The organism is Pantoea sp. MQR6, assembly GCF_022761075.1.
In the GTDB taxonomy this organism is placed as follows: Bacteria; Pseudomonadota; Gammaproteobacteria; order Enterobacterales; family Enterobacteriaceae; genus Pantoea; species Pantoea phytostimulans.
The window spans coordinates 556,596-574,467 of record NZ_JAKYXB010000002.1; the positions used below are offsets into that span (position 1 = coordinate 556,596).

At 52.3% G+C, this 17,872-nt stretch carries 16 protein-coding genes and 1 riboswitch; of the genes, 12 read left to right on the forward strand and 4 right to left on the reverse strand.

Translation table 11 applies throughout. The annotated features are described in order from the left end of the window. Positions 1-42: 42 nt before the first annotated feature. Positions 43-750, reverse strand: coding sequence for a UTRA domain-containing protein (locus MUG06_RS12630; protein WP_243078798.1), 708 nt, complete (start codon positions 748-750; stop codon positions 43-45). A gap of 216 nt (positions 751-966) precedes the next feature. Between MUG06_RS12630 and MUG06_RS12635 the strand changes: the two genes are divergently transcribed. The 7 genes from MUG06_RS12635 to MUG06_RS12665 all read left to right on the forward strand — a co-directional run bounded on the left by MUG06_RS12635 (position 967) and on the right by MUG06_RS12665 (position 7,592). Continuing rightward, the gene (locus tag MUG06_RS12635; RefSeq protein ID WP_243078799.1) at positions 967-2,028 is read left to right on the forward strand and encodes an ABC transporter substrate-binding protein; all 1,062 of its coding nucleotides are present in this window, start codon (positions 967-969) and stop codon (positions 2,026-2,028) included. A 20-nt stretch (positions 2,029-2,048) separates the two neighbouring features. Then, positions 2,049-2,861, forward strand: a complete 813-nt coding sequence (locus tag MUG06_RS12640) for an alkaline phosphatase family protein (protein ID WP_243078800.1) — start codon at positions 2,049-2,051, stop codon at positions 2,859-2,861. Continuing rightward, on the forward strand, positions 2,858-3,697 hold the full coding sequence (locus MUG06_RS12645; protein ID WP_215847914.1) for an ABC transporter permease subunit: 840 nt from the start codon (positions 2,858-2,860) through the stop codon (positions 3,695-3,697). The genes MUG06_RS12640 and MUG06_RS12645 overlap by 4 nt, the downstream gene beginning before the upstream one ends. Before the next feature lie 9 nt (positions 3,698-3,706). Beyond that, on the forward strand, positions 3,707-4,492 hold the full coding sequence (locus tag MUG06_RS12650) for an ABC transporter permease (RefSeq protein ID WP_215848358.1): 786 nt from the start codon (positions 3,707-3,709) through the stop codon (positions 4,490-4,492). 2 nt (positions 4,493-4,494) lie between these two features. Beyond that, entirely contained in the window at positions 4,495-5,487 is a 993-nt protein-coding gene (locus MUG06_RS12655; protein ID WP_243078801.1) for an ABC transporter ATP-binding protein, read from the forward strand. A gap of 110 nt (positions 5,488-5,597) precedes the next feature. Then, complete coding sequence (locus MUG06_RS12660) at positions 5,598-7,214, forward strand: Na/Pi cotransporter family protein (protein WP_243078802.1); 1,617 nt, start codon at positions 5,598-5,600, stop codon at positions 7,212-7,214. 39 nt (positions 7,215-7,253) lie between these two features. Then, on the forward strand, positions 7,254-7,592 hold the full coding sequence (locus MUG06_RS12665) for an SMR family transporter (protein ID WP_215847916.1): 339 nt from the start codon (positions 7,254-7,256) through the stop codon (positions 7,590-7,592). Positions 7,593-7,649: 57 nt separating this feature from the next. Here the strand turns inward: MUG06_RS12665 and panS are convergent, their stop codons facing one another. From panS to lysC, 3 genes are all read right to left on the reverse strand, one after another. Continuing rightward, the gene (gene panS, locus MUG06_RS12670; protein WP_215847917.1) at positions 7,650-8,567 is read right to left on the reverse strand and encodes a ketopantoate/pantoate/pantothenate transporter PanS; all 918 of its coding nucleotides are present in this window, start codon (positions 8,565-8,567) and stop codon (positions 7,650-7,652) included. 184 nt (positions 8,568-8,751) lie between these two features. Beyond that, positions 8,752-9,444 (reverse strand): aquaporin Z, encoded by a 693-nt coding sequence (aqpZ, locus tag MUG06_RS12675; RefSeq protein WP_243078803.1) that lies wholly within the window; start codon positions 9,442-9,444, stop codon positions 8,752-8,754. Positions 9,445-9,723: 279 nt separating this feature from the next. Next, entirely contained in the window at positions 9,724-11,076 is a 1,353-nt protein-coding gene (lysC, locus tag MUG06_RS12680; RefSeq protein ID WP_215847919.1) for a lysine-sensitive aspartokinase 3, read from the reverse strand. Positions 11,077-11,194: 118 nt separating this feature from the next. Beyond that, positions 11,195-11,388, reverse strand: a riboswitch (Lysine riboswitch). A gap of 423 nt (positions 11,389-11,811) precedes the next feature. Here lysC and pgi point away from each other — a divergent pair. The 5 genes from pgi to MUG06_RS12705 all read left to right on the forward strand — a co-directional run bounded on the left by pgi (position 11,812) and on the right by MUG06_RS12705 (position 17,830). After that, positions 11,812-13,458, forward strand: coding sequence for a glucose-6-phosphate isomerase (pgi, locus tag MUG06_RS12685; protein ID WP_215847920.1), 1,647 nt, complete (start codon positions 11,812-11,814; stop codon positions 13,456-13,458). Between the two features lie 581 nt (positions 13,459-14,039). Continuing rightward, positions 14,040-14,288 carry an exopolysaccharide production protein YjbE gene (gene yjbE / locus MUG06_RS12690; RefSeq protein WP_215847921.1) on the forward strand — a complete coding sequence of 83 codons (249 nt, stop codon included), beginning with the start codon at positions 14,040-14,042 and terminating at the stop codon, positions 14,286-14,288. A gap of 73 nt (positions 14,289-14,361) precedes the next feature. Further along, the gene (locus tag MUG06_RS12695) at positions 14,362-15,009 is read left to right on the forward strand and encodes a YjbF family lipoprotein (RefSeq protein ID WP_243078804.1); all 648 of its coding nucleotides are present in this window, start codon (positions 14,362-14,364) and stop codon (positions 15,007-15,009) included. Beyond that, complete coding sequence (locus MUG06_RS12700; RefSeq protein ID WP_243078805.1) at positions 15,006-15,740, forward strand: capsule biosynthesis GfcC family protein; 735 nt, start codon at positions 15,006-15,008, stop codon at positions 15,738-15,740. Before MUG06_RS12695 ends, MUG06_RS12700 begins: the two co-directional genes overlap by 4 nt. Beyond that, positions 15,740-17,830 (forward strand): YjbH domain-containing protein, encoded by a 2,091-nt coding sequence (locus MUG06_RS12705; RefSeq protein WP_215847924.1) that lies wholly within the window; start codon positions 15,740-15,742, stop codon positions 17,828-17,830. Before MUG06_RS12700 ends, MUG06_RS12705 begins: the two co-directional genes overlap by 1 nt. Positions 17,831-17,872 lie beyond the last annotated feature (42 nt).

Genomic DNA, 17,872 nt, shown 5'->3' on the forward strand with positions numbered 1-17,872 from the left:
ATTCGCTGGCGCTATCATGCGTTAGCGTGACGCAAATCACAATCATGCTTCCACCTCAACACAGAGCGCGTCGTAACGCCAGTATTCACAATCGCAGTCAATGACCTGCTTCTGCTGGTTGCGATTGATTCGCGTGATAAGCAAACCTGGGCTGCCGGCTGCGACATTTAGCGCCGGGGCGGCAACGTCGGGTAAGGGGCCAGGGAGAATGGTGAAACGTGCGCCGCCGTAGCGAATGCCGTAACGCTGATCGTAGAGATCGGTCAGAGAGCGCGTAAGATCTTCGGAAAGCAGGCCGGGAAAAAAGTGTGGATTGAGGTAATGCTCAACATACAACACGGCCCGGCCATCAATGCGACGCAGACGACGAATACAGAAAACCGTTTCCCCTTCTTCCAGCATCAGCGCGGCGGCTACAGCGCCCTGCGCAGACACTTTCTGTGCGGCTATGACTTCGGTGGTGGCATGACGTCCTTGCTCGGCTGCCATGGCATGAAAATGACTGTGATACAGAGGATTATAGATAAGTCGCGGAGGCGCAATAAACCAGCCACGGCGCAGTTCACGATAAATTACGCCTTGCGCTTCCAGCTTCCCCAGTGCTTCGCGCAGCGTGATACGCGTAGTGGAAAACGCTTCACTTAACGCCCGTTCTGCAGGCAGTCGGCCACCACTGAACTCACCCGCTTTGATGCGCGCCAGCAAGGCGCTGGCAATCACATCTGCCGTTTTAGGTGCTATCGACTCCACAACAATAGCCTCATTTTGGTGCGCTTTCGCACTGCGTCAGTTCGATGACAACCTTTCCGTACCCAATCATTCCGAATGGATTTTATGGGAAATATTACGCATCCCCTCGCCCTGCACGTCTTTGTCATAAATCATTCATATACACCCGCTACATTGGCTCGGTTCTTGCTGGACTAGACCAGACAGGCCACTCAACTTACACCGGGAGCAACTGAGATGAAAGCGTTTATCGCCTCTGTAGTAGCCAGTGCTGTATTCCTTGCCTTGCCTGCTGCGCAGGCTGCCGATAATGACCTTGCCGCCTTAGAAAAAGCCGCCCGCAGTGAAGGTCAGGTCAATAGCGTCGGTATGCCGGACAGCTGGGCAAACTGGAAAGATACCTGGAATGACATCAACAGCAAATACGGTTTGAAGCACAGCGATACCGATATGTCCTCGGCGCAGGAGCTGGCTAAATTCGATGCAGAAAAAGAGAACGCCAGTGCAGATATCGGTGATGTGGGTGCGGCATTTGGTCCCATCGCTGTGGCTAAAGGTGTTGCACAACCCTACAAACCCACACATTGGGATCAGATTCCAGCCTGGGCGAAAGACAAAGAAGGCAACTGGGCGCTGGCCTACACCGGTACTATCGCGTTTCTGGTGGATAAACAGCAGGTGAAAGATGTCCCGCACAGCTGGGCCGATCTGAAGAAAGGTAAGTATGTAATCACTATCGGCGATGTCGGCGTGGCGGCTCAGGCGGCTAACGGTGTACTGGCAGCAAACTACGCGTTAGGTGGCGATGAAAAGAACCTGAAACCCGCGCTTAATTTCTTTGCTGAGTTGGCGAAGCAAGGTCGTCTCGGCGTAACCGATCCGGTGATTGCTAACATTGAGAAAGGCGAAGTTCAGATGGCGGTGTTGTGGGACTTCAATGGCCTCAACTATCGCGATCAAATCGATAAAAACCGCTATGAAATCGTGATTCCTTCCGATGGTTCAGTGACCTCCGGTTACACCACCATCATCAACAAATATGCCAAACACCCGAGCGCGGCCAAACTGGCGCGTGAATATATCTTCTCTGACGCTGGCCAAATTAATCTGGCAAAAGGCTATGCACGCCCGATCCGCGCTGAACATCTGACTTTACCTGCTGATGTACAAGCCAAGCTGCTGCCGCAATCTGAGTACAAAAATGCGCGCCCTATCAAGGATCAGGCTGCGTGGGATAAATCCTCCAAAATGCTGCCGCGCCTGTGGCAAGAAAACGTCATCATCAATATGCAACAGTAGCGCGTGGCAAGGAGAACGGAATGAAAACGATCCTCGTGGTGCTGGACGGCTTAAGCAATCAGGTCGCGCAACATGCAATGGGCTACTTGTATGCCGAATGTGCGCAAGGTCATGGTCACTATTACACCCTTACCTGCGAATTGCCGTCCCTGTCGCGTCCGCTGTATGAGTGCATCCTGACCGGCATTCCGCCGGTTAAGAGCGGAATAATTCATAACGGCGTGAGTCGATTGAGTCGTGAGCGCAGCATTTTTCACTATGCGCGTGCAGCTGGGCTGACCACGGCGGCAGCGGCCTACCATTGGGTGAGTGAGCTTTATAATCAAACACCGTTCGTTCCGGCGCGCGATCGTCATACCGACGCGCCGGACTTGCCCATTCAGTATGGGCATTTTTACTCTGACGACAGCTACCCCGATTCTCATCTGTTTGAAGACGCTGAAAGTTTGCGCCTGCGCCACAACCCAGACTTTATGTTCATTCATCCGATGAACATTGACGATGCAGGCCATAAACACGGGTTGTCTTCACCGCAATACCGTAATCGAGCGCGCATGGCAGATGGTTATTTGTCGCACTGGATGCCGACCTGGCTGGCAGAAGGATATCAGGTGATTGTTACCGCCGATCACGGCATGAATGACGATCGCTCGCACGGGGGTATTTTGCCGGAAGAAACTCAGGTTCCGCTGTTTGTGTTTGGCCGCGCTTTCTCACTTCAAGCCGAGATTGCGCCACAGCAAACTGAACTGTGCGGCACGGTCTGCGAACTGCTGGGTGTTACGCATGACAAGCCCATCTGTCGTGGCTTACTGGCGGAGCCGAACGCATGAGGGGAAAGAGGTTAGCGCTGCTGCTTCTGCTCCCCTTCGCGCTGTTTTGGGTTGCTTTTCAGCTCGCCCCGTTGGTATGGATTGCTATCAACAGCTTTTGGAGCGAGATGAATGAAGCCTGGGGCTGGGATAACTATCACGACATCCTGACGTCACCCTTTTATTTACAGGCCTTCCGTTTCTCGTTAGACATCTCGTTTTGGTCGAGTGTGTATGGTCTGCTGATTTCCCTGATTGCCGGTTATTCACTGCATCAGGTCGGCAGCGGGCGTTTACAACGCTTCATGATGTCGTTCACTAACATGACCAGCAACTTTGCTGGCGTGCCGCTAGCGTTTGCTTTCGTGATTCTACTCGGCCTGAATGGCTGCCTGACGTTACTGCTGCGCCATTATGAATTGATTGAAAGCTTCAAGCTGTTCTCGCGTAACGGCATGGTGCTGGTTTACACCTGGTTCCAGATCCCCCTTGGCGTACTGCTGCTTTATCCGGCATTTGATGGATTAAAACGTGACTGGCAGGAATCTGCCGCGCTGCTGGGTGCCAGCCGCTGGCGCTACTGGTGGCATATCGGCCTGCCGATTTTGTTTCCGGCACTGCTTGGCACCTTTGTCATTTTACTGGCGAATGCGTTGGGCGCTTACGCCACCATTTATGCCCTGACCACCGGCAATTTCAACGTCGTTCCGGTACGGATTGCGGCATTGGTTTCGGGTGATATCTCGCTGGATCCCAACACTGGCAGCGCGCTGGCCATGCTGCTGGTGCTGATCATGGCGCTGATTACCGTGGTGCAGCAGTATTTGGTGCGCCGCAGCTATCTCAACGCGAAATAGGGAGCAATGATGTCGCGTGCGGAACAGATTTATCATCGTTTGATCGTGTGGTTGCTGTTTCTCATACTGGCATTGCCGCTGGTAGCGACCTTGCTCTATGCCGTCTCATCAGACTGGAGCAACACGATCCTTCCTGAAGGTTACTCGCTGAAGTGGTTTATTCAGCTGTGGAGCGATGGCCGATTTTTAACAGCACTCGGCCATTCTTTGCTGATTTGCTTTGGCGCGCTGATCTTTTCGCTGGTGCTGGTGCTGCCTGCAATGTTTGTAATCGCTTACTACTATCCACGACTCGATGCCGTAATGAATGTGCTGATTTTAATGCCGTTTGCCGTGCCGCCCGTTGTCTCTTCGGTTGGCTTATTACAGCTCTATTCGTCTTCGCCGCTGATGCTGACCGGCACACCGTGGATTCTTATCGGCTGTTATTTCACTATCGCTCTGCCCTTTATTTACCGCGCTATCGCGAACAATATGCAGGCAATTAATTTGAGAGAATTGATCGACGCCGCGCATCTGTTAGGTGCCAGCACCTGGCAAGCGGCTTTGTTCGTGGTGCTGCCGAACCTGCGTAAAGGCGTGTTAATTGCGGTACTGCTTTCATTCTCGTTTTTGATCGGTGAGTTTGTATTCGCTAACCTGCTGGTCGGCAACCGCTATGAAACGTTGCAGGTTTATCTCTTCAATATGCGCAACGGCAGCGGCCACTTCACCAGCGCACTGGTTATCTCCTATTTCTTCGTGGTGCTGCTGGTGACCTGGCTGGCCAACGTCCTGAATCCTGAGCGAGGCTGATCATGAGCTACCTTGATGTCAAACAACTGAATAAAAGCTACGGCCCAACGCAGATTTTCCAGCAGATTGATTTCAGTGCCGAAGAGGGTGAGTTCGTGACGTTACTCGGCCCCAGCGGCTGCGGAAAATCTACGCTGTTGCGCTGTCTGGCAGGATTGACCTCGGTGGATAGCGGGCAGATTTTATTGCAGAGCAAAGACATCGTGCCGCTGTCGCCACAAAATCGCCACATCGGCATGGTGTTTCAGAGCTATGCGCTGTTCCCCAATATGACCGTAGAAAAAAACGTCGCCTTTGGTTTGAAAATGCAAAAGCTGCCGGGCCATGAAGTGCAGCAGCGTGTAACCGAAGTACTGGCGTTGGTAGAGTTAACCGAGTTTGCCCGCCGCTATCCACATCAGCTCTCCGGTGGGCAATGTCAGCGTGTGGCGCTGGCGCGATCGCTGGTGACGCGCCCACGTTTACTGCTGCTGGATGAGCCGCTCTCGGCGTTGGATGCGCGCATTCGTCGCCATCTGCGCGATCAGATTCGCCGTATCCAGAAAGAGCTCAAACTCACCACCCTTTTCGTGACGCACGATCAGGAAGAAGCGTTAACGCTCTCTGATCGTATCGTGCTGATGAACAGAGGGAAAATTGTGCAAAACGGTGATGCCGAGTCGCTGTATACCCAGCCGGTTGATCACTTTGCCGCCGGTTTTATTGGTCACTACAACCTGCTAAGCGCAGAGCAAGCTACGCAACTCACCGGGCAAACATTCCATTCACAGGTCGCGATCCGCCCAGAGACAATACGTTTCACCCCGTCAGGTAGTGGCATCCCGGCTGAGATCATTAGCCACACTCTGCTTGGCAACGTAATCCGTTATCGTGTCAGCGCGCACGGTATAGAACTTTCTATCGACGTTTTGAACCGCACGGCGGCGGATTTACACCCTGTTGGCATGCAGATTGGTCTACAGTTAGAGATGTCGACGTTGCGCCAGGTGGCTTAAAACACAGGAAAAAATCGCGCTTCGCTCGGCAATATCCTTCACAGATTGCTCTCTCCGTCAGGCTGGCAATCTGTGCTGTTTAAAGCCTGATGGTCGAGGAGCATCTATACGTGTTAACCCTGCTTAATCTCCTTTCCGCGGTCGCACTGTTGGTATGGGGCACGCATATCGTGCGTACTGGCATTATGCGCGTTTATGGTGCTGATTTACGGCGCGTGTTAAGTCGCAGTATTGAACAAAAACCCATGGCATTCCTTGCCGGAATCGGCGTTACCACGCTGGTGCAAAGCAGTAATGCCACCACGCTTTTAGTCACTTCCTTTGTTGCGCAAAACCTGGTCAGCCTGACGCCCGCCTTAGTGGTGGTACTGGGCGCAGATGTCGGCACGGCGATCATGGCGCGTATTCTGACGTTTGATCTCTCCTGGCTTTCACCGCTGTTTATCTTTTTTGGCGTGGTGTTTTTCCTCGGGCGTAAACAGACGCGAGCCGGTCAACTCGGTCGGGCCAGCATTGGGTTGGGATTGATTCTTTTAGCGCTACAGCTGATTGTCGAGGCCGCACGACCGATTACGCAAGCTTCCGGTGTACAAGTGCTGTTTTCCAGCCTGACCGGCGACATCATGCTGGATGCGCTGATTGGCGCGGTCTTCGCCATTATTAGTTACTCAAGCCTGGCGGCGGTGTTAATCACTGCAACCTTAACCGCCACCGGGGTGATCTCATTCAAAGTCGCGCTTTGCCTGGTGATTGGTGCCAATCTCGGCAGCGGATTGCTGGCAATGATCAACGCCAGCGGTTCCAACGCTGCGGGCAAACGCGTCGCATTGGGCAGCTTGTTATTCAAGCTGATTGGCTGCGTCATCATCTTGCCGTTCGTCAATCCGGTCGCGATATGGCTCGATAAACTGCCGGTCAGCGATGAAGAGTTAGTGATCTTCTTCCACGTCTTTTACAACCTGATTCGCTGTGTGGTGCTGGTGCCTTTTGCTGATCCTATGGCGCGTTTGTGCCGTCGCCTGATCAGTGATGACACCGAAAGCGCACTTATTCTTAAACCCAAACATTTGGATCGAAGCGCATTGGATACACCAGCGCTGGCGCTGGTCAATGCTGCTCGTGAGGCATTACGCATGGGCGACGTGCTGGAGCAGATGCTTGATGCCTTCAGCAAGGTCGTGCATGGTGAAGAGCGAACGGTTCGCAGGTTAGATGACGATGTGGATGTGCTTTATACCGCCATCAAACTTTACCTGGCGCGTATGCCAAAAGAGGATTTAGGCGAAGAAGATTCGCGGCGCTGGAGCGAAATTATCGAGATGTCGCTGAATCTCGAGCAGGCCGGCGACATTATTGAGCGCATGAGCAGCGATGTTGCCGACAAGTCCCTTGCCGCACGGCGTGCTTTTTCCGCTGAAGGATTAAAAGAGTTGGAAGCATTACACGAACAGTTGATTGCTAACCTACGGCTTAGCTTGTCCGTATTTCTTTCACATGATGTCACCAGCGCCAAACGACTGCGCCGCGCCAAGCATCGCTTCCGCCTGATGATTCGCCGCTATTCGCATGCGCATGTGGATCGCTTGCATCAGAAGAATGTGCAAAGTATTGAAACCAGCTCGCTACATCTGGGTTTATTAGGGGATATGAAACGTCTGAATTCTCTGTTCTGTGCCACCGCTTACACGGTGTTAGAACAGCCCGATGATGAGCGAGATTATGAATGACTTGTTTGCGTCATGTCATTGCGCATTTAAGGAGAAAGGATGTTTAACGTTTATATCATATTAGCGATCGCCATCTGCGCCGAAACCTTAGCAACGACCATGATGAAATCATCGGAGGGTTTTACTCGCCTGCTGCCCAGCGTTGTGGTGGTGGTTGGGTACGCCATCTCGTTTTATGGCCTGTCTCAGGTAGTCAAAACCATGAATATCGGCGTCGCCTATGCGATTTGGGCAGGAATGGGCATTACGCTGGTGTCCATTTTGTCGTGGGCTATTTATAAACAGAAACTGGATCTACCGGCGCTGCTGGGAATGGGATTAATTATTGCCGGCGTGGTGGTGATTCAGCTGTTTTCAAAATCGGTCACTCACGGATAACACCGCGCAGCGTAAAAACCCGCTACAGTTCCAGGAAATGTAGCGGGCAGTATCAACTTACTTCTTCTTGATCGGTTTGCCTGACCAGTAGCCTGCCAGCAGCGAACCCGAAAGATTGTGCCATACCGAGAACAGTGCGCCAGGCAACGCGGCCAGCGGTGAGAAGTAGAGCTTGCCCAGCGTCGCCGCCAGACCTGAGTTCTGCATGCCGACCTCCAGCGCCAGCGTGCGGCAGGTAGATTCGTCGAATCCAAAAAGTTTGCCACCCCAATAGCCGCCAAGCAGGCCAATGGCGTTATGCAGAATCACCGCGACGATCACCACCAAGCCCACCGAACCAATAAAGCTCTGGCTGCCCGCGACCACTGCACTGATGATTAACAGAATGCAGATCATCGAAAACGCAGGTAAATAAGGTTCTACGCGACGTACCACGCTGTTCATGCTGTGGTGAATGATCAAACCCAAACTGATTGGAATGACGACGATTTTTACAATGCTCAACAGCATGCCGACCACATCGACTTGAATATGCGTATCAACATAGAAACGTGTTAGCAGCGGCGTGGCAAACACGCCCACCAGCGCGGAAACCGATGAGATAGTGACAGACAGCGCGACATCCCCTTTCGCCAGATAGATCATCACGTTAGATGCGGTACCACTGGCAACGCTTCCCACCAGAATCATGCCCGCTGCGAGATCCGGCGGCATATGAAACAGTTTGGCCAATCCCCAGGCTGCCAATGGCATGACCAGATAATGCAAAAACGTACCGGCGATGACCGGTGCCGGGCGCACCAGCACCCGTTTGAAATCATCAATATTGAGCGTTACACCCATACCAAACATAATCAGCATCAGCAGGTAAGTAACCCAGGGACCAATACCAAGAAATGTCGTTGGTGAATAGTAAGCGGCGACAGATAACAGCACGGCCCACAGTGGGAACAGGCGGGTTAAAGTGGCGAGCATGGCCAGACTTCCTTATAAGAATGTTGTGTTTTTACGCAGGTTTGCCATAGAAATACGCGACGCAGGAACGGCTGCGAAAGCGGAAGCAGGATCATAACATTTCGTTATCACGACGTAAGGCGGAGATGAGGTCTGAAGGGAAAATGCGGATCGACTGCTGCCAATCCGCCTGAAAATGTCAAAATTACTCTGCTTTTTCCAGTATAAAGCGGTAGATCACACCACCAATTGCCGCACCAATGACGGGCATCAGCCAGAAGACCCACAGTTGTGAAATCGCCCAATCGCCCTGAAACAAGGCAACGCCGGTGCTGCGCGCTGGGTTAACGGAGGTGTTGGTGACAGGAATACTGATCAAGTGAATTAAGGTTAAGGCCAGGCCAATTGCGATAGGGGCGAAGCCTGCCGGTGCACGCTTATCTGTCGCACCCATGATGACAATCAGGAAAATGGCCGTCAGCACCACTTCAATGATCATCGCTGACATCAAGTTGTAGCCGCCCGGTGATTGTTCGCCGTAACCATTTGATGCAAAACCGCTGGCAGCAACATCGAAATCCGCTTTACCGCTGGCAATCAAATACAACACGGCACCTGCACCTACCGCACCAATAAGCTGCGCAATAATATAGGGTAAAACGTGTGATGACGGGATGCGGCCACCGACCAGCAAGCCAATAGTGACCGCTGGATTAAAGTGACCACCCGAAATATGACCCACCGCGTAGGCCATCACTAATACGGTCAAGCCAAACGCCAGCGCGACGCCAGTAAAGCCAATACCTAACTCTGGAAACGCTGCAGCCAACACTGCGCTGCCACAACCGCCTAACACCAGCACGAATGTGCCGAGGATCTCTGCCACGAACTTTTGCATAACTTTCCCTTAGAATACTGAAATAATTCAGCGGCGCTGATTATCGATTAGCACGCATTAAGCGCAACCGGAGAGAGGGATTTCAGTCCAATTATTGAGCAAAAGGAGGTGATTCAAGACGCATCTTGCTGGTGTAGCGCGGTTTGTCAGAAATAGCCGGGACGACTTTCAAGACGGGTGTGAGATATTTACTTACTTAAACAAAGATAATAAATAAAAAAGCCGGACCCTGTCCGGCTTGGCTTATTAACGAAATATTTAGTCGTAAAATATCCGCGTTTATTCAAAAAGGTTGTGATGCAGAGTACGTACTACGCTCTCCGCATCGGTGCCTGGCACCAGAAAACAGAGGTTATAGCTGCTGGCGCCATAGCAAATCATACGCAAGTTGAAAGGTTCGAGTACCCCGAAGACCTCTTTGCCCACACCGCAAGCTTTCGACAGGTTGTTGCCGATAATGGCCACCAACGCCAGATTCTCTTCCACTTCTACCCGGCACAGCGACGAAAGTTCAGTCAGCAAAGCCTGTGTCAGCAGGCTGTCACCGGTGGAGGTTGAACCGGTGGTGTCGAGCGTCAACGCCACGCTCACTTCGGAAGTGGTAATCAAATCAACCGACATACTGTGGCGCGCCAGGATGTTAAAGACTTCGGCAAGGAAGCCACGTGCATGCAGCATGTTCAGGCTGTGTAAGGTCAGCAAGGTTTGCTTGCGACGCAGCGCCAGCGCACGGAACAGCGGTGGGTTCTGGCTTTCATTACAAACGCGTGTGCCACCCGCAGACGGGTTTTTGCTTGAACCTACAAATACCGGAATATCGCTGCGAACCGCAGGCAACAGCGTAGCGGGATGCAGTACCTTGGCACCAAAGGTTGCCATTTCGGCCGCTTCTTCGAAGGTAATTTCATCAATGCGCTTCGCTGTTGGCACGACGCGAGGATCGGTAGTGTAAATACCGGGCACATCGGTCCAGATATCAATGCGTGCAGCATGCAGCGCTTCGCCTAACAGCGCTGCGGTGTAATCACTGCCGCCACGGCCTAACGTGGTGGTGCGACCTTTGCTTTCACTGCCGATAAAGCCCTGCGTTACCACCAGCGCTTGCTCGATACGCGGCTTAAGTTGCGCGATCGTCTGTTCTGCCAACACGTTGACTTCCGGTTCAGCGCGGCCAAAACGGTCGTTGGTCCGCATCACTTTACGCACATCAAACCATTCAGCGTTTACCTGACGTTCGCGGAGAATCTCCACAAACAGCAGCGTCGACATCAACTCACCGTGGCTCACCAGTTCGTCGGTTAACGCGGTAGAGGTTGCTAGCGCGGCAGCTTCAGACAACATGGCAATGTTTTCGATCATGCGGTCGATTTCGTCACGAATGACGTCGGGACGTTGCAGATGATCAATGATGTTGTATTGAATACGGCGGATCTCTTCCAGCAGCAGGACGCGTTGCGACGGTTCCTGACCTTCAGCGAGAGAAACAAGGAGATTGGTAATGCCCGCAGAGGCGGAAAGCACCACCAGACGCGTATTGGCATTGGCCAGCACCACATCGGCGCTGCGGTTCATGGCTTCAAAATCGGCAACGCTGGTGCCACCAAATTTCGCCACAATCAGAGTTTGAGACATGTTACGACCTCGTGTCAGGTTATCTTGCTCCCGCACGTTTAACTGCGGACGAGAGACATTCTATCAGCCTTGGCACAAGGAAAGAGCAGAAATGGGCAGACCAGATCGGGTAGACGAGTCACCCAGAAGCGCCCCACCTTGCAAAACGTCCGACTGGGAACGTTTCTGGTGACAACCCAAGGGATTCAGCCCCTGTAGCCGACAATCAATCCACCGCGAATTGACCACCTCGGCGTCGCTCCCCCTGATGTGTTTTCACTGGATTACGGTTCCTCCAACACACTGCCTGGGCGACGCGCCTCTTCTGGCTTGCGCTTAGTGGCGCAAGTAGGCGCATAGAAATATCGGTTTCTGGCCCCGCTGTCAACGCTGTTGCCTGAAGGATTTTTCATTTTCAGAGCACCCCGTGGCAAATTTGCCCGCGCCGCAGCAATTAGAGTGCTAAATGGGTTCAGCCAGCAGGCTATTTCCTGATGCGGCACAAGGAAGGTAAAGCAGATTTTTGCCACACTACGCCCTGTTTTTGCATCGAACTAACCCGAAAATTGAGGCCAGAAAAATCTGGCGAAACGCCGCGCCAGGCCGCACCTGCCCGCGAATGGTTCGATACCAACACAATCACTGCGGTGACAAATTTTTTCCTTTCAGTTGCATCTGTGGTCATACTGAAACGCTAACCGGGTACGCTGTGACCCCGATGGAATGACGGTTCTTAATATCAACAAGAGTGTTGCCATGAAAAATATCAATCCGACACAAACCGCAGCCTGGAAAGCGCTGCAACAGCATTTTGAACAGATGAAAACGGTAGAAATCGCCGACTTGTTTGCCCAGGATGCCGATCGTTTTGCCAAATTCTCTGCCACCTTTGATGATCAGATGCTGGTGGATTTCTCGAAAAACCGCATCACTCAGGAAACCCTCGATAAATTACAGGCGCTGGCGAAAGAGACCGATCTGAGCGGTGCCATCAAATCCATGTTCTCTGGCGAGAAGATTAACCGCACCGAAGATCGCGCGGTTCTGCACGTTGCGCTGCGCAACCGCAGCAACACGCCAATCGTGGTTGATGGCAAAGATGTGATGCCGGAAGTGAACGCAGTGCTGGATAAGATGAAAGGCTTCTCTGAGCGCATCATCAGCGGCGAATGGAAAGGCTATACCGGCAAACCGATCACCGATGTCGTCAATATCGGTATTGGCGGCTCGGACCTCGGCCCTTTCATGGTGACCGAAGCGCTGCGCCCCTATAAAAATCATCTGAACATGCATTTTGTCTCCAACGTTGATGGCACCCATATCGCCGAAACGTTGAAAGATCTCAGCCCGGAAACCACGCTGTTCCTGGTGGCTTCTAAAACCTTCACCACGCAAGAAACCATGACAAACGCCCACAGCGCGCGTGACTGGTTCCTGAAGACGGCGGGCGATCAGCAGCATGTGGCGAAGCACTTTGCCGCGCTGTCGACCAACGCGAAAGCGGTGGGTGAGTTCGGTATCGATACCAATAACATGTTCGAATTTTGGGACTGGGTTGGCGGACGCTATTCACTCTGGTCAGCGATTGGCTTGTCGATCATTCTTTCCATCGGTTTCGATAACTTCGAGCAGCTGCTAAGCGGCGCGCATGCAATGGACAAGCATTATTCCAACACGCCGGCTGAACAAAACTTGCCGGTGCTGCTGGCGCTGATTGGTATTTGGTACAACAACTTTTTTGGTGCTGAAACCGAAGCTATTCTACCGTATGACCAATATATGCACCGTTTTGCGGCCTATTTCCAGCAAGGCAATATGGAATCCAACGGTAAATATGTCGATCGCGAAGGCAATCCGGTGGATTACCAAACCGGCCCAATCATTTGGGGCGAGCCTGGCACCAATGGTCAGCACGCGTTCTATCAGCTGATTCACCAAGGCACCAAATTGGTTCCGTGTGACTTCATCGCCCCTGCGATTACGCACAATGCCTTAACCGATCATCATCCAAAACTGCTGTCGAACTTCTTTGCTCAAACCGAAGCGCTGGCATTTGGTAAGTCGCGTGAAGTGGTTGAAAAAGAGTTTACTGACGCCGGTAAAACAGCGGAATCCGTTGCGCACATCGTGCCATTCAAAGTGTTTGAAGGTAACCGCCCAACCAACTCGATTCTGCTGCGTGAAATTACGCCGTTCAGCCTGGGCGCACTGATTGCACTGTATGAGCACAAAATTTTCACTCAAGGTGCCATTCTGAATATCTTCACGTTCGATCAGTGGGGCGTGGAATTAGGTAAGCAACTGGCAAACCGTATTCTGCCTGAACTCGAAAATGACGACAAAATTGAGAGCCATGACAGTTCCACCAATGCCTTAATTAACCGCTATAAATCCTGGCGTTAATTTATTGCTGATTTCAATGGGCGGCATTATTGCCGCCCTTTTTTTGCCATAAAAGCTGAAACTGCGCGCTAATTAACCCCTTTCCCCCTGCTCAACCGTTAGATAATTCTTAAAATAACCTCAGTAAATTCTGAACTTGCTGTTTTTTTCCTGGGTTTAACCCTATTAAAACTGGCCCTAAAACGCAGCCGAAAAATAATTACCCATTGATTATTAACGTAATTATTATTTGTCTGTAATCAGGAAAATCTGATTATTCCTATTCCGTACCAATATTTAATAAAATGGCACAAAACACTTTGAAATATTCATAGCGCCAGCCAAATATCTGGCCAGATGGCGTAAACCTCCGATTTAAAAAGTGATTAACGCCAAATTGGCTTAATTATGACCGTCTTGCGCCCTCTTTTTCGCTGGCTTTTACATACGCTGAACTCTGGTAATTTGTTGCCCTATACTGAACGCGCCCGCAATGGGCAACCCCGTAGTCTTTACGTTGTTGGTGCGCAAATATCGCCTGCCTGCAGCGTTAATGACGAAGGGGAAAGATCCTTCATTCACTCAATGCAGGAAATGTTGTTATGAAAAAATACATGGTTGCCGGTGCAGCCCTACTTTACGTTGCTGTCTCTTCCAGTGCTTTTGCAGCGCCAGAAGAAGCAGGTGCCGCAGCAGGCGCGCAGGCGGGAGCAATCTCTGCCGGTGCGTCTACCGCTGTCGGTATCGGCGCACTCGGCGCGTTAGTGGGACTCGGCGTTGCCGCTTCTGGCGGTGGTGACGGGGCAAATACCGGTACAACAACCACGACCACAACGAGCACCACTCGTTGATGTAGCACCTTTAAACATAACCACACTTTCGTGTGGTTATTTTTACTTTGGCATGACTTATCAGGGACACACAGTGCGCCAACTTCCTCTGCTGCTCGCTTGCCTGTTGCTGCAGGCTTGTACACAAACGCAAAAAGGGCTGGAACAAACCGTGATGCTAGCCATCAGCGGCCCCGATGATGTAACCGTTACTGACCAACAGGTAGACGCTCTGCCTTACGCCAGCATTTACGCCCGAATCAATGAAGGCCCGCGTATTTTTGTTGTGCTGGGTTACAACGAAAACAATCAACAAAAATGGGTAACGCAAGACAAAGCCATGCTGGTGACCGCAAAGGGTCGTTTGATTAAAACGCTGGGCCTGCCAGACGATTTACAGCAGGTTAGCAATCTGCAGCAGGATCCACTCGCAGACAGCCTGCACATTCAAGAGGGTGCAAGCTGGACACGCATTGTGCAGTGGACCGAACAAGGTAAAGTGCGCGCTGGCACGGTCAGTTCCACTTTCCAGCGCGGCGACGATGAAGTGATAGAGATTGCGGGTAATCGCATCGCCTGTCGGGTTTGGCATGAGCAGGCGCGTATCGACAGCTTGGGTCGCGAATGGGAAAACACGTTCTGGATTGATAACCGCAGCGGCGAAGTGGTGCAAGCCCATCAGATGCTGGCGGCGGATGCCTTCCCTGTTGAAATCACCATCCTGAAGCCGGCAAAATCATGAAAAAAATAACGCTAATGCTGACCGGTCTCAGCCTGTTCAGCGCAACAGTTTTGGCTGAAGGCCAGATAACAGTCCATGCGCCGCACAATCAGAACAGCGTGCAAATTGATGCCGTGCAAAACCTGGCACAGCTGATGACACAACCTGCACTGCTGCCCTTTAGCCAGGGCGCGGTTATCGCTGAACGCGGTGCCACCGCCGTGGCACAGCAACAATACCAACAAACCCTGGCCCAGTTGCGGGCATGGCGTGCCGACAGCAGCGGCGATCGTGCTGTTGCTATCGATGAAGTACTTCGTCAGTTAGGTGAAATCAACGTTACCGGACGCCAGTTTACCCCGCTGGATCCCGACTGGATTCGTCTGCACCCCGCTGATAATCGCCGCCTCGAAGGGCAATACGATCTTTATCTGGCTGCGCCGACAAATACCGTACTCGTGCTGGGCGCACTCTCCGGTGCCGGGAAAGTCACCTGGCAGCCAGGCCAATCGGTCCGTCAGTATCTGGCAAATCATGAGCTTCTCTCCGGTGCTGAGCATAATTTTGCCACGGTGATCTCCCCTTCCGGTACGACCCAGCAAGTGCCTGTCGCTTACTGGAACCACCGTCATGCTGAAGTTGAACCCGGCAGCATTATTTGGCTCGGTTTCTCTTCATGGAGCTTGCCTGGCGCTTATGACGACCTGAACAGTCGCATGCTTACCGTTCTGACTCACCGGATACCAGACTGATGAAAAAACGTTATCTCTTCAGCCTGTTGGCTGTTTCTGTGGCGACCGCGTGTCAGGTACAAGCTGACACCTGGCAGGAACCGGTTGGCCCTTCTCAATCGGACTTTGGTGGTGTTGGCCTGCTGCAAGTGCCTACGGCGCGCATGGCAAAAGAGGGTGAATTTAGCCTGAACTTCCGCGATAACGATCAATATCGCTATTACTCTGCGTCATTGCAGCTATTTCCCTGGCTGGAAACCACCGTGCGCTATACCGATGTGCGCACCCGTGAGTACAGCGCCGTTTCATCATTCAGCGGCAATCAAAGTTACAAAGATAAAGCGTTCGACCTGAAGTTACGCTTGTGGCAGGAAGGTTACTATTTGCCGGAAGTCTCATTGGGTACACGCGATCTCGGCGGCACCGGTTTGTTCGACAGCGAATATCTGGTCGCCAGCAAAGCCTGGGGTCCGTTTGATTTCACGCTCGGCCTTGGCTGGGGCTACCTTGGTAACAGCGGTACGGTCAAAAACCCCTTCTGCTCTTATAGCGACAGCTATTGCCAGCGCCCGGGCGTAGGCCAGGCGGGTTCGATCAACGGCTCACAAATGTTCCATGGCCCAAGCGCCCTGTTTGGCGGCGTGGAGTATCAAACGCCGTGGCAGCCGCTGCGCCTGAAGATGGAATATGAAGGCAACGATTATCAAGATGATTTTGCCGGTCGTTTAGAGCAGCGCAGCAAGCTGAACGTCGGCGCTATTTATCGAGTTACCGATTGGGCTGATATCAACGCCAGCTACGAACGCGGCAATACGTTTATGTTTGGTGTGACCATTCGCACTAACTTCAACGACCTGCGTCAGGAACATCTCGACAGCGCTAAACCTGCTTATGATCCGCATCCGCAGCCGACGCTGTTAGAACCGACAGTGGTTGCCAACCAGTTAACTGACCTGAAGTACAACGCCGGGCTGAATGGCCCGCGTATCCAGACTAAAGGCCATACGCTGTTTGTCTCTGGCGAGCAGACTAAATATCGTGATACGCGTGAAGGTGTTGATCGCGCAAACCGTATAATGATGAATAACCTGCCGGCTGGCATCGACACCATTAACGTCACAGAATCGCGCTTTAACATGCCGCAGGTCACCACCGAAACCAAGGTTTCCAGCCTGCACAATGAACTGGCCGGTTATCCGTTGGGCCATGAACAACCTTTGCAGCAAACGCGTAAAAATCCGGTTGATGCCGGACAAACTGAACAAGGGATGTTTATCCGTAAGGATCGCCTGAATTACAGTTTGTCGCCGGTGCTAAACCAATCGGTGGGCGGCCCAGAAAGTTTTTATATGTATCAGGTTGGCGTAATGGGTAACGTTGATTTCTGGCTTACCGATCACCTGTTGGTTGGCGGGAGCCTGTTTGGCAACCTTGCTAATAACTACGACAAGTTTAACTACAACGGCGCGCCTGCCGATTCAACCTTGCCCCGCGTACGTACTCACATTCGTGATTACGTCGAGAACAATGTGTACGTCAATGACCTGCAAGCCAATTACATGGGACATCTCGGTAATGGCTTCTACGGTCAGATATACGGTGGCTACCTTGAAACGATGTACGGTGGCGTCGGTGGCGAACTGCTTTATCGCCCGGTCGACAGCAACTGGGCAGTGGGCGTGGATGCAAACTATGTCCGCCAGCGTGACTGGGACAACATGATGCAGTTCACCAACTACAAGGCGCCAACGGGTAATGTCACCGCTTACTGGCGTCCGTGGTTTATGCAGGATGTGTTGGTGAAAGCCAGCGTCGGGCAGTATCTGGCGAAAGACAAAGGCGTCACGGTAGATCTCTCCAAACGCTTCGACAGCGGCGTGATGGTTGGTGTCTACGCCACCAAAACCAACGTCTCGTCAGAAGAGTATGGCGAAGGTGACTTCACCAAAGGCTTCTATATCTCTATTCCGATGGATCTCTTCACTGTGACGCCAACGCGTGGCCGTGCGCAGGTTAACTGGGTGCCGCTGACGCGTGATGGCGGTCAGATGCTGGGACGTAAATACCAGCTGTATGATTTGACCTCCGATCGTGACGCACGATTCAACTGATACCTGAGAGAATAAAACAAGGGCGACCACCGGGTCGCCCTT

Bases quoted from the DNA above. Each gene is read 5' to 3' on its own strand.
- MUG06_RS12635 (WP_243078799.1), top strand. From the start codon at position 967: ATGAAAGCGTTTATCGCCTCTGTAGTAGCCAGTGCTGTATTCCTTGCC.
- MUG06_RS12640 (WP_243078800.1), top strand. From the start codon at position 2,049: ATGAAAACGATCCTCGTGGTGCTGGACGGCTTAAGCAATCAGGTCGCG.
- MUG06_RS12645 (WP_215847914.1), top strand. From the start codon at position 2,858: ATGAGGGGAAAGAGGTTAGCGCTGCTGCTTCTGCTCCCCTTCGCGCTG.
- MUG06_RS12650 (WP_215848358.1), top strand. From the start codon at position 3,707: ATGTCGCGTGCGGAACAGATTTATCATCGTTTGATCGTGTGGTTGCTG.
- MUG06_RS12655 (WP_243078801.1), top strand. From the start codon at position 4,495: ATGAGCTACCTTGATGTCAAACAACTGAATAAAAGCTACGGCCCAACG.
- MUG06_RS12665 (WP_215847916.1), top strand. From the start codon at position 7,254: ATGTTTAACGTTTATATCATATTAGCGATCGCCATCTGCGCCGAAACC.
- panS (WP_215847917.1), bottom strand. From the start codon at position 8,567: ATGCTCGCCACTTTAACCCGCCTGTTCCCACTGTGGGCCGTGCTGTTA.
- aqpZ (WP_243078803.1), bottom strand. From the start codon at position 9,444: ATGCAAAAGTTCGTGGCAGAGATCCTCGGCACATTCGTGCTGGTGTTA.
- lysC (WP_215847919.1), bottom strand. From the start codon at position 11,076: ATGTCTCAAACTCTGATTGTGGCGAAATTTGGTGGCACCAGCGTTGCC.
- pgi (WP_215847920.1), top strand. From the start codon at position 11,812: ATGAAAAATATCAATCCGACACAAACCGCAGCCTGGAAAGCGCTGCAA.
- yjbE (WP_215847921.1), top strand. From the start codon at position 14,040: ATGAAAAAATACATGGTTGCCGGTGCAGCCCTACTTTACGTTGCTGTC.
- MUG06_RS12700 (WP_243078805.1), top strand. From the start codon at position 15,006: ATGAAAAAAATAACGCTAATGCTGACCGGTCTCAGCCTGTTCAGCGCA.
- MUG06_RS12705 (WP_215847924.1), top strand. From the start codon at position 15,740: ATGAAAAAACGTTATCTCTTCAGCCTGTTGGCTGTTTCTGTGGCGACC.